The following is a 13376-nucleotide window of genomic DNA, read 5'->3' as shown; positions in this document are numbered from 1 at the left end:
TGCTTTAGCGACCGGGCGGAGGATGCGCCGTTTACGAAGTGTCCGGTTTGTACATCGATATGCGCCGATTCGTACAATGCGCTGGTTGGGACTGTTCGTTTGCGACACTGGTGCTTTCGCGGGGTACTGTCCCATGTTTGTTCGGTTGGTCCCCGATGACACCCCCTGGCACGTCGGGTGACCGACTGCAAGGACACCCTCCCCCGCCCAGAAGGACCGTGGTTTTGGCCAGCAACACCATCGGTGCGCGTCTGCTGCGACGCAAGCCCGTCTCGACACTGATCGCCGAGACCGAAGGCGAGGACGTCCTCCCGGCCGGCGCACCCGAGGAGGGCGGGCGCTCCGGCATCCACCTGCGCCGCTCGATCGGCCTGTGGCAGCTGTCCTCGATCGGCATCGGCGCGACCATCGGCACCGGCATCTTCTTCGTGCTGAACACCGCGGTGCCCTCGGCCGGCCCGGCCGTCATCCTGTCCTTCGTGATCGCCGCGGTCACCGCCGGACTCACCGCGCTCTGCTACGCCGAGATGGCCTCCGCGATCCCGGTCTCCGGCTCCTCGTACTCCTACGCCTACGCCACCCTCGGCGAGGGCGTCGCCTTCGCCGTCGGCATCTGCCTGCTGATGGAGTACGGCGTCTCCGCCTCCGCGATCGCGGTGACCTGGGCCGAGTACCTGAACAAGTTCCTCGACCTGACCTTCGGGGTCACGATCCCCGAGCAGCTCTCCGGGGCGCCGGACAGCGGCCACTGGTTCAACCTGCCGGCGCTGCTGCTGGTCTTCATGGTCTGCTTCCTGCTGATCCGCGGCGTCAGTGAGTCGGTCAAGGTCAACGCGGTGATGGTCGCGATCAAGATCGCGATCCTGCTGATGTTCATCGGCATCGCGCTCACCGGCTTCCACTCCGGCAACCTGACCCCGTTCATGCCGCTCGGCATCAGCGGCGTGCAGATCGCCGCGTCCAGCATCTTCTTCTCCTTCATCGGCCTGGACGCCGTGTCCACCGCCGGTGAGGAGGTCAAGAACCCGCGCCGCACCCTGCCGCTGGCGATCATCATCTCGCTGGTCGTGGTGACCTTGCTCTACATCCTGGTCGCGCTGGCCGGCATCGGCGCCCAGCCGTGGACCAAGTTCGACGGCCAGGAGGCCGGCCTCGCCCAGATCCTCCAGGACATCACCGGCCAGAGCTGGCCCGCGATCGTCTTCGCGATCGGCGCGATCGTCTCGATCTTCAGCATCACCCTCGTGGTGATCTACGGCCAGACCCGCATCCTGTACTCGATGGGCCGCGACGGCATGCTGCCCAAGCGCTTCGCCAAGCTCTCCCCGCGCAGCGGCACCCCGGTCTGGAACACCGTCGTGGTGGGCCTCGGCGTCGGCGCGCTGGCCGCGTTCATCCCGCTGCGGGTCCTGGCCGACATCACCAGCCTCGGAACGCTCATCGCCTTCTCGGTGGTCTCGATCGGCGTGATCGTGCTGCGCCGCACCCAGCCCGACCTGCCGCGCGGCTTCAAGGTGCCCGGCTACCCCGTCGTCCCGCTGATCAGCGTCGGCTTCTGCGTCTACCTGATCACCGGCCTGCACGCCGACACCTTCCGGGCCGGGGCGATCGCCCTCGTCGTCGCCGTGGTCGTCTACTTCGGCTACAGCATCAAGCACTCCCGACTGGAGCAGGCCGAGCCGCAGTCCGCGCCCTCGGACAGCGCCGCCGGCTGACCCGGAGGCAAACCCCGCGTGAAGGGCCGCCGACCGCCACCGCGTCCGGCGGCCCTTTTCACGCCAACGCCCGTCCGGTGTCCGACACCATGGCGACAGGGCCCGGCTCCCACCCATAACCTTCCACCATGGTGAGCACCCGCACGCCCGGCTACCCCCGCCCGCGCGGCCGCTTCACCGGCCGCGGCGGAACGCCGGCCCAGACCTCCACGACCGAGGCGCCGGCCAGGCCACGACGGCCGCAGCGCGGCCTCTCCGTCCGGCCCTTCCCCCGCCAGCGCGGCGAGAGCACGTTTCCGCCCACGCCCGCCCGGCTGAACACCGCCCGGCTGGCCGGGCTCGCCTCGACACGGACCGTCCAACTGCTCGGCTGCCTCGTCGCGGCCGGCTGGGCCGCCGCCTTCCCGCTCGTCTCCGACCTGCCCAACCAGCGGCAGTGGGGCCTGATCGCGGCCCCCGGCTACGTGCTGGCCGGAGTGCTCTGCCTGACCCTGCCGCGCCGCTTCGCGGCCAAGGCGGCCGCCTCGGTCGCCCTGGTCGGGGCCGTCCTGGTGCCGCTCGGGCAGCTCGCCCTGCAGGGCCGCCACCAGTCCGAGGTCATGGTGGTCGAACGCTCGGCCCACCTGCTGCTCACCACCGGCACCGCGTACCTGCCGCACCCGGCGGTGGTCACCGACTACAACCCGTACCTGCCGGCGATGTCCCTGTTCGGGATGCCGCGCCAGCTGTTCGGCGACTCCACCGCCGTCGCGCGGGTCGCCGGGGACGCCCGGATCTGGTTCGCGCTGACCTTCTTCGTCTGCATGCTGGCCGCCTGGCGGCTGCTGCGGCCCGCCCGCCCCGGCGGCGGCGACGGGCGCGCTCCGTTGCTGCCGCTGGCCGTTCTCACCGCCTCGCCGCTGATCGCGCTCGCCCTGGTGGTCGGCGGGGTGGACCTGCCGCTGATCGGCGTCTGCTGCCTGGCCATGGCGCTCGCCGAGCGGGACCGCACGGTCGCCGCCGGGCTGGTGCTCGCCCTCGCCTGCACCCTGAAGTGGACGGCCTGGCCCGCGCTGCCGGTGGCTGTCCTGCTGCTCTGGCGGCTGTACGGCCGGCGCCCGGCGGCCCGGACCGCGCTGATCGGGGTCGGGGTGAGCGCGCTGGTGATCCTGCCCTCCGCGCTGACCCAGGCCGACGCGCTGCGCGAACAGGTGGTGCGCTTCCCGCTCGGGATGACGGCGATCCGCACCCCGGCGGGCAGCCCGCTGCCCGGCAAGGTGCTGGCCGGCTTCGGGCCGACCGGGCACGCGATCTCGCTGGCGCTGATGACCGTGGCCCTGGTCGCGGTGGCGATCTGGCTGCTGGCCCGGCCGCCGGTCTCCGCGATCGCCGCGGCCGACCTGCTGGCCGCCGGGCTCGCGATCGCCTTCATGCTGGCCCCGGCCGGGCGGTTCGGGTACCTGGCGCTGCCGGCGGTGCTGGTGATCTGGCCCCGGCTGGCGGCCCGGCGCTGGAGCAGCCGGCGCCCGGTCCCGCCGGGCCGGGTGCGGCGGGGAAGGCCGCAGCCCGCCCTGCCGCGAGGCTGAGCGGGCTGTCGGCGGCCCGCCCGGCTTCGGGCGGGCGGGGGCTTGCGGGGGCTCAGCGGCCGCCGGCGGCCTTCAGGATGGAGGCGACGGCCGGGCCGGCCGCGTCCACGCCGTGGCCGCCGCCCTGCACCTCGGCGGCCACCGCGACGTTGCCGCGGTAGGCGGTGAACCAGCTGTTGGTGACGTCGACCCCGGCGACCTCGGCGGAGCCGGTCTTGGCGCCCGCGTTGTCGGTGATGCCGGCCATCACGTCCCTGGCGGTGCCGCCGGTGGCGGTGGCCGCCATCATCGCCTTCAGCTTGGCGTCGACGTCCGGGGAGAGCGGGCGGGCGGCCTTCTGCTGCGGCAGCTCGGCGACCAGGATCGGCTGCTTGAACTCGCCGCTCTGCACGGTGGCGGTGACCGAGGCGATGGCCAGCGGGTTCATCTGGACCTTGCCCTGGCCGATGTAGTTCATGGCCTGCTCGTCCTTGCTGCCCGGCGCCGCCGGAACCTTGCCGTCGGTGTTCGGCAGGCCGGTCTTCCACTCCAGGCCGATGCCGAACACGTCCTTGGCCGTGCCGTTCAGCGTCTCGGGCTTGAGGCTGGTCAGGCCCTGGTTGATGAAGGCGGTGTTGCAGGACATCATGAAGTCCTGCTGGAGCGTGTTGTTCGGGAAGGCGCCCGGGAACGAGTTCGGGATCGCGTGCGGGTTGCTGCTCTTCTCCGGGCAGGCCACCACGGTGTCCGGGTTGACGCCGTTCTCCAGCAGCGCCGCCGAGGTGACGATCTTCATCGTCGAGCCCGGGGCGAGCAGCCCGGCGAAGGCCCGGTTCTGGCCGGTGGCCGGCGAGTTGGCGAAGGCCAGCACCTGACCGGTGCTCGGCTCGATCGCGACGATGGAGCCGGGCTTGCCCGCCAGGTCGGTCATCGCCTTCTCGGCGGCGGCCTGGAGGGTGTTGTCGATGGTGAGCTTGAACGGCTTGCCGGGCTTCGGCTCGACGATCGTGAACAGCTTGTCCTGGGGGCCCTTGCCGGCCGGGTCGGAGATCACCACCGCGCTGCCCGCGTCCTGGTCCTTGGCCGGGTCCGGCGGCAGCAGCTTGTTGGCGTTGTCCTGGAGGGTGGTCAGCAGCGACTGGGTGAGCGAGGCGCCCTGGACCGGCTTGCCGTTGCGGTCGACCACGGTGGACGGCGGGGCGAAGACCGGCTGGACGGCGATGGTCTCGTTGCCGGACAGGTGGGGGTGGATCACCGACGGCGCCCAGTGCACGGCCGGGGTGTTGTCGCTCATCTTCACGACGCCCAGGAAGCCCTGGTAGTCCCAGGCCCGGTTGGTGCCCGCGAACTCGGCGCGCGCCTTGTAGGACATCAGCGTGCCGGTGGGCGCGGGCGTGGCGGCGGCGGACGGCGAGTCGCCGGCGCCCGGCGTACCGGTGGCGCCCGGGGTCGCGGAGGCCCCGGCGGTCGGCTTGGCGGCCGGGGCGGGGGTGCCGGTGGCGGCGGAGAAGACCTGCTGGGTGGTCGGGCCGAAGGGGGTGAGGGTCAGCGCGCTCGGCTTGACCTGGTCCCGGAAGGCGGTCAGACCGGCGGTCGCCGCGGCCGGGTCGTCGGTCAGCGAGGCCGCCTTGGCGATGTCGCCGGCCGCCCAGGCCGTCAGGAAGTCCTTCAGTCCGGCCGTCGCCTGGTCGGCGGTCGGCGGCTCGGCGACCACGGTGCGCGGCTTCTTGCCACCGGATACGCCGTCCGACTCGCTCACCAGGCTGTACACGCCGTAGCCGCCGCCCGCGAGGACGGCGATGGACACGCCGGTGATGATGCCGATCTTCGCGCCACTGCGCATGGTGCAGGTCCCCCAGGGGTCTCGCGGCCGGGCGCAACCGGCGGGGCCGGAAACGCGGTACCCCTCCACCCTAGGCAGCGCGGATCGGTGCGCCGGCGAATCGCCCGGCACTTGTGACGGATCTGGTACGTGTTGTGCACCGCATACGGACGGTTCGCGGGAACGCGGTGTGTCCGGGGCGGCGGGTCAGATCCAGGTGTTGAACCACATCCGGCGGCGCCAGTCCTCCAGCGGGATGGTCTGCCCGGTGAACAGCGGATAGAAGAAGAGGAAGTTCCAGACGATCAGCAGGACCAGCAGTCCGGCCGCCGCGGAGCCGATGATCCGGCGGTCCCGGGAGGCGCCGGCCGGCCCGATCAGGGCGCCGATCAGCATCGTCACCGCGAGCACCAGGAACGGGACGAAGACCACCGCGTAGAAGAGGAAGATCGTCCGCTGCTGGTAGGCGAACCAGGGCAGGTAGCCGGCGGCCAGGCCGCAGAGCAGCGCGCCGGCCCGCCAGTCCCGCCGGGCCGCCCAGCGCCACAGGCAGTAGGCCAGCGCCGCGATGCCCGTCCACCACAGCAGCGGGGTGCCGATGCCCAGCACCTCGCGGGCGCAGTCGGCGGCGGTGCAGCCGGCCTGGCCGTACTTGGGGGACTCGTAGAAGAAGGACACCGGCCGGCCCAGCACCAGCCAGGACCACGGGTTGGACTGGTAGGTGTGCGGGTCGCTCAGGCCGACGTGGAACTCGTAGACCGTGGTGTGGTAGTGCCACAGCGAGCGCAGGGCCTCGGGTATCCACGGGAAGTCGGTGGAGCGGCCGACCGCCCAGTCCCGGCCCCAGCCGCCCTGGCCGGGAGCGGTGCTGCTGGCGAACCAGCCCCACCAGGACGCGATGTAGACCGCGACCGCGACCACGACCACCGAGACGAAGGCCGGCAGCACGTCCCGGGCGAGCACCGCCACGAACGGGCGCGGGGCGCCGGCCAGGCGGCGGGCGCCGACGTCCCAGAGCACCGTGAGCAGCCCGAAGGCCGCCGCGACGTACAGACCGCTCCACTTGGTGGCGCAGGTCAGGCCGACGCAGACGCCGGCCGCGATCCGGTACGGGCGCCAGCCCAGGCCCAGCCGCTGGGCGAGCCGGGCGTCCTCGACCCCGCCCAGCCGCCGGGCCAGCAGGGCCCGGGTGCGGTCGCGGTCCAGCAGCAGGAAGCCGAAGGCGGCGAGGGTCCAGAACATCACCACCAGGTCGAGCAGCGCGGCCCGGCTGAGCACCAGGTGCAGGCCGTCCACCGCGAGCAGCAGGCCCGCCACGCAGCCCAGCAGGGTGGAGCGGAACATCCGGCGGGCGATCCGGGCCACCATCAGCACCGACAGGGTGCCGAGCAGGGCCACCGCGAACCGCCAGCCGAAGGGGTTCATGCCGAACAGCTGCTCGCCCAGGCCGATGATCCACTTGCCGACCGGCGGGTGCACCACGTACGAGGGCGTCGCCCGGTACGGGACGGCGGCGCCCGGCGTCATGATCGTGGTGTTGGCGTCCTCCGGCCAGTTGATCTCGTAGCCGCCGTGCCAGAGCGCGTAGGCGTCCTTGGCGTAGTACGTCTCGTCGAAGATGATCGCGTGCGGCTGCCCCAGGTTCGTGAACCGCAGGAGGCCGGCGAAGACCGCCACCGCGACCGGACCCAGCCAGCCGGCCCAGCGGCAGAGGAAGAACCACAGGCCCTGCGGCAGCGAGACGCCCAGCCGCAGCAGCAGCGGCGACTGCGGCACGTCCCGGGGCGTCACCCGGGGGCCGTCCGGCATCGGCGGGGCCAGGCGCTCGGTGAGCGTCCCGGTGGGGCGGGCCGTGTAGCCGAACCGGGCCAGGCGCTCGCGCCAGCCGGCCGGCCCGTCCTGCGGTGGGCGGGGGGACGGCAGGCCGACGCCGCCGTACGCGGAGTGGTCCGTACCAGTGGGCGCCTGGGCCGCCGTGTCGCCGTTCATCCGCCACATCGTAGGGGCGCTCTTCGCACGCGTGTCCGCTCCCTCGGAAGCTGACCGAATCGTCACCAAAAACCCCGGGCGCCCGACAGCTGCGAGGATGGGGACCGTGACAGGAGTACTCGTTCTCGCAGGCACCCCCATCGGCGACGTCTCGGACGCCCCGCCCCGGCTCGTCGACGAACTGGCCACGGCGGACGTGATCGCGGCCGAGGACACCCGGCGGCTGCGCCGGCTCACCCAGGCACTCGGGGTGACCCCGGCGGGCCGGGTGGTCTCCTACTTCGAGGGGAACGAGGTCGGCCGCACCCCCGAACTGGTCGAGGCGCTGCTCGGCGGCGCCCGGGTGCTGCTGGTCACCGACGCGGGCATGCCCTCGGTCTCCGACCCCGGCTACCGGCTGGTCGCCGCCGCCGTGGCCGCCGACGTCAAGGTCACCGCGGTGCCCGGGCCCTCGGCGGTGCTCACCGCCCTCGCGCTGTCCGGCCTGCCGGTGGACCGCTTCACCTTCGAGGGCTTCCTGCCGCGCAAGAGCGGCGACCGGGCCCGGCAGCTCGCCTCGATCGCCGCCGAACCGCGCACCATGGTCTTCTTCGAGGCGCCGCACCGGATCGCCGAGGCGCTGACCGCGATGGCCGGGGCGTTCGGGCCGGAGCGGCCGGCCGCCGTCTGCCGCGAGCTCACCAAGACCTACGAGGAGGTCAAGCGCGGGCCGATCGGCGAGCTGGCCGCCTGGGCGGCCGAGGGCGTCAGGGGCGAGATCACCGTCGTGGTCGCCGGCGCCCCGCCGGCCGCGCCCCAGGAGCTCACCCCGGCCGAGCTGGCCCGGCTGGTGGCCGTCCGCGAGGAGGCCGGGGAGCGCCGCAAGGAGGCCATCGCGGCCGTCGCGGTGGAGCTCTCGCTGCCCAAGCGGGAGGTCTTCGACGCGGTCGTGGCGGCGAAGCGGGAAGGCCTGGGAAGCGGCCTGGGAAAGGGGTGAATTCCGGGGGTTGCGTTGCTCACGGGGAGTCGTACCGTGGAGAGAAGGCCCCGGTAAACACCAGCTGAGCTGAAGTTTCGGCCGCGCTTCCCGGACCCTGCGAGGATTTTCGTATAGGTCTGACCAACGCGCATCCAAGTCTTCACAAGCCGGGCATCGGCCGGGGCGGTCCGGGCATTTCCTGGAAGGGAAAGACCCAGCCGGACGAGCGTCCGGCGGGCGCTGGGAGACGGCCATGAGCGATGTAGTCGGTACCCCCCGCAGTGGCAGCGCACTGAGCACCGCCGGTCTGGCCGGCCGGCCGCACACTCCCGTCGAGACCGTACGGGAGGCCTACTCCTTCGCGTGCCTGCGCTGCGGGTACGGCTGGGAGCAGGCGTACGACATCGAACACCACGTGGCCAACGACGGGCACGTCGTGTTCGAGTACCACGCCAACGGCGTCCGGGTGCCGTCCCCGCTGCTCAAGCCGACCTGCCCGGGCTGCGGCGGCCACACCGTGCGGATCATGCGCGAGGGCCGGGTCGCCTCCGCCGACCAGGCCTGGCAGCACGCCCCCGGCTACCCGGCGCACGCCGAGCCGGCCGGGGCGCCCACGGCGGCCGAGCCCACCCGGCCGCGCGGACGCTGGGCCCGGTTCTGGTCGCGGCTGCTGGGCTGACACCGGGGCCACGGAACAGGGACCGCCCCCGGCCGGGAACAACTCGGTCGAGGGCGGTCCGCGTGCCCGACTAAGCTTTCCGACCATGGCGGCCACTGCAGACCACAGCACCACCGGGGCGAGCACCCCGGCGTACTACGTTTCCACCCCGATCTACTACGTCAACGATCGCCCGCACCTCGGCCACGCGTACACCACCGTGGCGGGCGACGTCCTCACCCGCTGGCACCGCCAGCGCGGCGAGAAGGTGTGGTACCTGACCGGCACCGACGAGCACGGTCAGAAGATCATGCGGACCGCCGAGGCGAACGGCGTCAGCCCGCAGGAGTGGTGCGACAAGCTGGTCGAGGAGGCCTGGAAGCCGCTCTGGCAGCACCTGGAGATCGCCAACGACGACTTCATCCGCACCACCGAGGAGCGGCACACCGCCCGGGTGCAGGAGTTCGTCCAGGACCTGTACGACAAGGGCGAGATCTACAAGGGCGGCTACTCCGGCCCGTACTGCGTCGGCTGCGAGGAGTTCAAGCTCCCCTCCGAGCTGCTCGACGGCGCCACCGGGGACGAGAAGCTCTGCTCCGTGCACAAGCGGCCCGTCGAGTGGCTGGAGGAGGAGAACTACTTCTTCCGCCTCTCCGCCTACGGCCCGCAGCTGCTGGAGTTCTACGCGGCGAACCCGGACTTCATCCAGCCCGCCTCGGCCCGCAACGAGGTGCTGCGCTTCGTCGAGCAGGACCTCAAGGACCTCTCGATCTCCCGCTCCACCTTCGACTGGGGCGTGCCGCTGCCCTGGGACGAGAAGCACGTCCTCTACGTGTGGGTCGACGCGCTGCAGAACTACATCACCGCGGCCGGCTACGGCAGCGACCCGGAGCGCTTCGCCGAGCTGTGGCCCGCCTCGGTCCACCTCGTCGGCAAGGACATCCTGCGGTTCCACGCCGTCATCTGGCCCGCCATGCTGATGGCCGCCGGGCTGCCGCTGCCCAAGCGGGTCGTCGCCAACGGCTGGCTGATGGTCGGCGGCGAGAAGATGTCCAAGTCCAACCTGACCGGCATCGCGCCCACCGACCTGACCTCGCACTTCGGCGTGGACGCGTACCGCTACTACTTCCTGCGGGCGATCCCGTTCGGCACCGACGGCTCGTTCTCCTGGGAGGACTTCACCGCCCGGTACACCTCCGAGCTGGCCAACGACTTCGGCAACCTGGCCTCCCGGGTCGCCGCGATGGTCGGCAAGTACTTCGACGGGGTGCTGCCCGCCGCCACCGCCGCGGGCGACGCCGAGCAGGCCGTCGCCGACGGGCTGACCAGGGCCGTCGAGACGGCCGACCGGAAGATCGGCGAGGAGCTGGACTTCGCCGGCGGCCTCGCGGCGATCTTCGAGTTCGTCAAGCAGGTCAACGGCTACCTCACCGAGCAGGAGCCCTGGAAGGTCGCCAAGGACGACTCGGCCGAGGGCCGGGCCCGCCTGGCCACCATCCTCTACACCGCCGCCGAGGCGCTGCGCGCCACCGCCGTGCTGCTCAACCCGGTGATGCCGACCACCGCCGAGAAGCTGTGGGTCTCGCTGGGCGCCGAGGCCGCCGGGCTGGGCGCGCTCTCCGCGCAGACCGTCGCCACCGTCGCCGACTGGGGCCGGCTGCCCGCCGGTGCCACCGTCACCAAGGGCGAGATCCTCTTCCCGCGCCTCGAAGAGAAGCCGACCGCCTGACATGGCCGCCAAGGACGACGCCCGGTCGACCCCGCCGCCGCTGCCGGAACCCCTGGCAGTGGCGGTGGCCGACTCGCACACCCACCTCGACATGCAGTCCGGCACCCCCGCCGAGGGCCTGGCGAAGGCCGCCTCGGTCGGGGTCACCACGGTGGTCCAGGTGGGCTGCGACGTGCCCGGCTCGCGCTGGGCCGCCGAACTGGCGGCGCGGTACGAGCAGGTGCACGCGGCCGTCGCCCTGCACCCGAACGAGGCGCCGCGGATCTTCCTCGGCGACGCGGACGGGTGGTCCGGCCAGCAGCGGAAGGCCGGCGGCGCCGCCGCGCTCGACGAGGCGCTCGCCGAGATCGACCGGCTCGCCGCGCTGCCGCAGGTGGTGGCGGTCGGCGAGACCGGCCTGGACTACTTCCGCACCGGGCCGGAGGGCGTGGACATCCAGAAGGAGTCGTTCCGCCGCCACATCGAGATGGCCAAGCGGCACGGCAAGGCCCTGGTCATCCACGACCGGGACGCCCACGAGGACGTCATCGCCGTCCTGCTGGCGGAGGGCGCCCCGGAGCGGACCGTCTTCCACTGCTACTCCGGCGACGCGGCGATGGCGAAGACCTGCGCCGAGCACGGCTGGTACCTCTCCTTCGCCGGCCCGGTCACCTTCAAGGCCAACCAGCCGCTGCGCGACGCCCTGCTCGCCACCCCGCTGGACCGGATCCTGGTCGAGACCGACGCCCCCTTCCTCACCCCGCACCCGTACCGCGGCCGCCCGAACGCCCCGTACCTGATCCCGGTCACGGTGCGCTCGATGGCCGCGACCCTGGGCCTGGCCGAGGCCGAGCTGTCCACGGCCATCGCGGCGAACACCGCCCGGGCCTTCGGGTACTGACGCCGGGCCCCGGGGCCCGAGCGCGCGGTCGGGGCCCCGTCCGGATCGGCGCGTCCGGACGGCGGCCCCGGCGCCCGTATCCTTGGCGCGTGAGCACCACCGACCCCACCTCTGACAGCCGCCCCCAGCCTCCGGCCGGGGGGACCCCCTTGCTGGGCAGTGCCGACATCCGGGAGCTGGCGGCCGCGTTCGGCGTGAAGCCGACCAAGCAGCGCGGGCAGAACTTCGTCATCGACGGCAACACCGTGCGGCGGATCGTCCGGGCCGCCGAGGTGACGGAGCAGGACGCGGTGGTGGAGGTCGGGCCCGGGCTCGGCTCGCTCACGCTGGCGCTGCTGGAGGTCGCGCGGCACGTGACCGCGGTCGAGATCGACCCGGTGCTGGCGCGGCACCTGCCGGACACCGTCGCCGCCCGGATGCCCGGCAAGGCGGACGCCTTCGACCTGGTGTTCAGCGACGCCATGGAGGTCACCGAGCTGCCCGGCCCGGCTCCCACCGCGCTGGTCGCCAACCTCCCGTACAACGTCGCGGTGCCCGTCCTGCTGCACATGCTGGCGACCTTCCCCAGCATCGAGCGGACCCTGGTGATGGTGCAGAGCGAGGTCGCCGACCGGCTCGCCGCCAAGCCGGGTAACAAGGTGTACGGCGTCCCGTCGGTCAAGGCCAACTGGTACGCCGAGGTGAAGCGGGCCGGCGCCATCGGGCGGAACGTGTTCTGGCCCGCCCCCAACGTCGACTCCGGGCTGGTCTCGCTGATCCGCCGCGAGCCGCCGAAGACCAGCGCCAGCCGCGAGGAGGTGTTCGCGGTGGTCGACGCCGCGTTCGCCCAGCGGCGCAAGACCCTGCGCGCCGCGCTGGCCGGCTGGGCGGGCTCCGCCGCCGGGGCCGAGCAGGCGCTCGCGGCGGCCGGCATCGACCACAGGCTGCGCGGCGAGATGCTGACGGTGGAGCAGTTCGCCGCGATCGCCGAGCACAAGCCCGCCCAGGCCGAGGGGGCCGAGGGGGCCGGTCAGCGGACCGGCCGGGCCGGGGCCGCCGAGCGCAAGCCGGTCCGGTCCGCGGCCGCCGAGCCCGGAGCCGCTGAGCCCGGGGCCGCCGAGTCCGCTGAGCAGGCGCCCGCGTCCGCCGAGCAGACGACCGAGGACAGCGAGTGATCACCGTACGGGTACCGGCCAAGGTCAACGTCCAGCTGGGGGTCGGCGGGCTGCGCGCCGACGGCTTCCACGACCTGGCCAACGTCTTCTTCGCCGTCGCCCTCGGGGACGAGGTCACCGCCACCGCGGCCGAGGGCGTGACGCTGAGCTGCTCCGGGCCGGACGCCGCCGCCGTCCCGCTGGACGACAGCAACCTCGCCGCCCGCGCCGCCCGGCTGCTCGCCGCCCACCACGGCATCGCCGACCCGGGCGTGCACCTGCACATCGCCAAGGCCATCCCGGTGGCCGGCGGCATGGCCGGGGGCAGCGCCGACGGCGCGGCCGCGCTGGTCGCCTGCGACGCGCTCTGGCAGCTGGACACCCCGCTCCCCGTGCTGCTGGAGCTGGCCGCCGAACTCGGCTCCGACGTGCCGTTCGCCCTGGTCGGCGGCGTCGCCCTCGGCCGCGGCCGCGGCGAGATCCTGGAGCCGCTGGCCGTCGAGGGCACCTTCCACTGGGTCTTCGCGGTCGCCGAGGGCGGCCTGTCCACCCCCGCCGTGTTCCGCGAGTGCGACCGGCTGCGCGAGGAGGCCGGCACCGGCTCCAGCGACACCGACGTCCCCACCCCGGACGCCGACCCGGCGCTGCTCGCCGCCCTCGCCGAGGGCGACCCCGTCGCCCTGGCCGCCGCCCTCGCCAACGACCTCCAGCCCGCCGCGCTCTCGCTGCGCCCCGCACTCGCCGCCACCCTGCGGGCCGGCACCGAGGCGGGCGCGCTCGGGGCACTGGTCTCCGGCTCCGGGCCGACCTGCGCCTTCCTGGTCAAGGACGCCGAGGCCGCCGCCGCGGTCGCCGGGGCGCTGCGGGCCTCCGGCACCTGCCGGACCGCGCACGCCACCCACGGGCCGGTCCCGGGGGCGTCCGTCGCGGGCTGACGCGGTGAGGCCG

The 13376-nt window shown here is 73.2% G+C and carries 10 protein-coding genes; 8 read left to right on the top strand and 2 right to left on the bottom strand.

The genetic code is table 11. From position 1 onward, the window contains the following. Positions 1-155: 155 nt before the first annotated feature. A complete protein-coding gene (locus ACFY4B_RS34950; protein WP_375876013.1) occupies positions 156-1715 on the top strand; it encodes an amino acid permease in 1560 nt (519 codons plus the stop codon). Between the two features lie 128 nt (positions 1716-1843). Further along, on the top strand, positions 1844-3280 hold the full coding sequence (locus ACFY4B_RS34945) for a glycosyltransferase 87 family protein (protein ID WP_387974658.1): 1437 nt from the start codon (positions 1844-1846) through the stop codon (positions 3278-3280). 52 nt (positions 3281-3332) lie between these two features. Here ACFY4B_RS34945 and ACFY4B_RS34940 read toward each other — a convergent pair whose 3' ends face one another. Together ACFY4B_RS34940 and ACFY4B_RS34935 are read right to left on the bottom strand one after the other, a co-directional pair. Further along, a complete protein-coding gene (locus ACFY4B_RS34940) occupies positions 3333-5102 on the bottom strand; it encodes a penicillin-binding transpeptidase domain-containing protein (RefSeq protein ID WP_074001273.1) in 1770 nt (589 codons plus the stop codon). A gap of 186 nt (positions 5103-5288) precedes the next feature. Further along, the gene (locus tag ACFY4B_RS34935; protein ID WP_082345966.1) at positions 5289-7070 is read right to left on the bottom strand and encodes a dolichyl-phosphate-mannose--protein mannosyltransferase; all 1782 of its coding nucleotides are present in this window, start codon (positions 7068-7070) and stop codon (positions 5289-5291) included. A 106-nt stretch (positions 7071-7176) separates the two neighbouring features. Here ACFY4B_RS34935 and rsmI point away from each other — a divergent pair, with 106 nt between their 5' ends. The 6 genes from rsmI to ACFY4B_RS34905 all read left to right on the top strand — a co-directional run bounded on the left by rsmI (position 7177) and on the right by ACFY4B_RS34905 (position 13363). Then, the gene (gene rsmI / locus ACFY4B_RS34930; protein ID WP_074001274.1) at positions 7177-8046 is read left to right on the top strand and encodes a 16S rRNA (cytidine(1402)-2'-O)-methyltransferase; all 870 of its coding nucleotides are present in this window, start codon (positions 7177-7179) and stop codon (positions 8044-8046) included. A gap of 235 nt (positions 8047-8281) precedes the next feature. Continuing rightward, positions 8282-8707, top strand: coding sequence for a hypothetical protein (locus tag ACFY4B_RS34925; protein WP_387974655.1), 426 nt, complete (start codon positions 8282-8284; stop codon positions 8705-8707). 85 nt (positions 8708-8792) lie between these two features. Beyond that, positions 8793-10415 carry a methionine--tRNA ligase gene (gene metG, locus ACFY4B_RS34920; protein ID WP_049655605.1) on the top strand — a complete coding sequence of 541 codons (1623 nt, stop codon included), beginning with the start codon at positions 8793-8795 and terminating at the stop codon, positions 10413-10415. Position 10416: 1 nt separating this feature from the next. Further along, the gene (locus ACFY4B_RS34915; RefSeq protein WP_387974652.1) at positions 10417-11295 is read left to right on the top strand and encodes a TatD family hydrolase; all 879 of its coding nucleotides are present in this window, start codon (positions 10417-10419) and stop codon (positions 11293-11295) included. Between the two features lie 89 nt (positions 11296-11384). After that, positions 11385-12449, top strand: a complete 1065-nt coding sequence (rsmA, locus tag ACFY4B_RS34910) for a 16S rRNA (adenine(1518)-N(6)/adenine(1519)-N(6))-dimethyltransferase RsmA (RefSeq protein WP_380775271.1) — start codon at positions 11385-11387, stop codon at positions 12447-12449. Then, complete coding sequence (locus ACFY4B_RS34905; RefSeq protein ID WP_117489278.1) at positions 12446-13363, top strand: 4-(cytidine 5'-diphospho)-2-C-methyl-D-erythritol kinase; 918 nt, start codon at positions 12446-12448, stop codon at positions 13361-13363. The genes rsmA and ACFY4B_RS34905 overlap by 4 nt, the downstream gene beginning before the upstream one ends. The last annotated feature ends 13 nt before the right edge of the window (positions 13364-13376 follow it).

The organism is Kitasatospora sp. NPDC001261 (assembly GCF_042896795.1).
Taxonomy (GTDB): domain Bacteria; phylum Actinomycetota; class Actinomycetes; order Streptomycetales; family Streptomycetaceae; genus Kitasatospora.
Note: the sequence above shows the minus strand (reverse complement) of the source record. Positions and strands in the feature narration are given on the sequence as shown.

Excerpts from the sequence above, each read along its gene's own strand:
- ACFY4B_RS34950 (WP_375876013.1), top strand. The coding sequence starts at position 156 with ATGACACCCCCTGGCACGTCGGGTGACCGACTGCAAGGACACCCTCCC.
- ACFY4B_RS34945 (WP_387974658.1), top strand. The coding sequence starts at position 1,844 with ATGGTGAGCACCCGCACGCCCGGCTACCCCCGCCCGCGCGGCCGCTTC.
- ACFY4B_RS34940 (WP_074001273.1), bottom strand. The coding sequence starts at position 5,102 with ATGCGCAGTGGCGCGAAGATCGGCATCATCACCGGCGTGTCCATCGCC.
- ACFY4B_RS34935 (WP_082345966.1), bottom strand. The coding sequence starts at position 7,070 with ATGAACGGCGACACGGCGGCCCAGGCGCCCACTGGTACGGACCACTCC.
- ACFY4B_RS34925 (WP_387974655.1), top strand. The coding sequence starts at position 8,282 with ATGAGCGATGTAGTCGGTACCCCCCGCAGTGGCAGCGCACTGAGCACC.
- metG (WP_049655605.1), top strand. The coding sequence starts at position 8,793 with ATGGCGGCCACTGCAGACCACAGCACCACCGGGGCGAGCACCCCGGCG.
- ACFY4B_RS34915 (WP_387974652.1), top strand. The coding sequence starts at position 10,417 with ATGGCCGCCAAGGACGACGCCCGGTCGACCCCGCCGCCGCTGCCGGAA.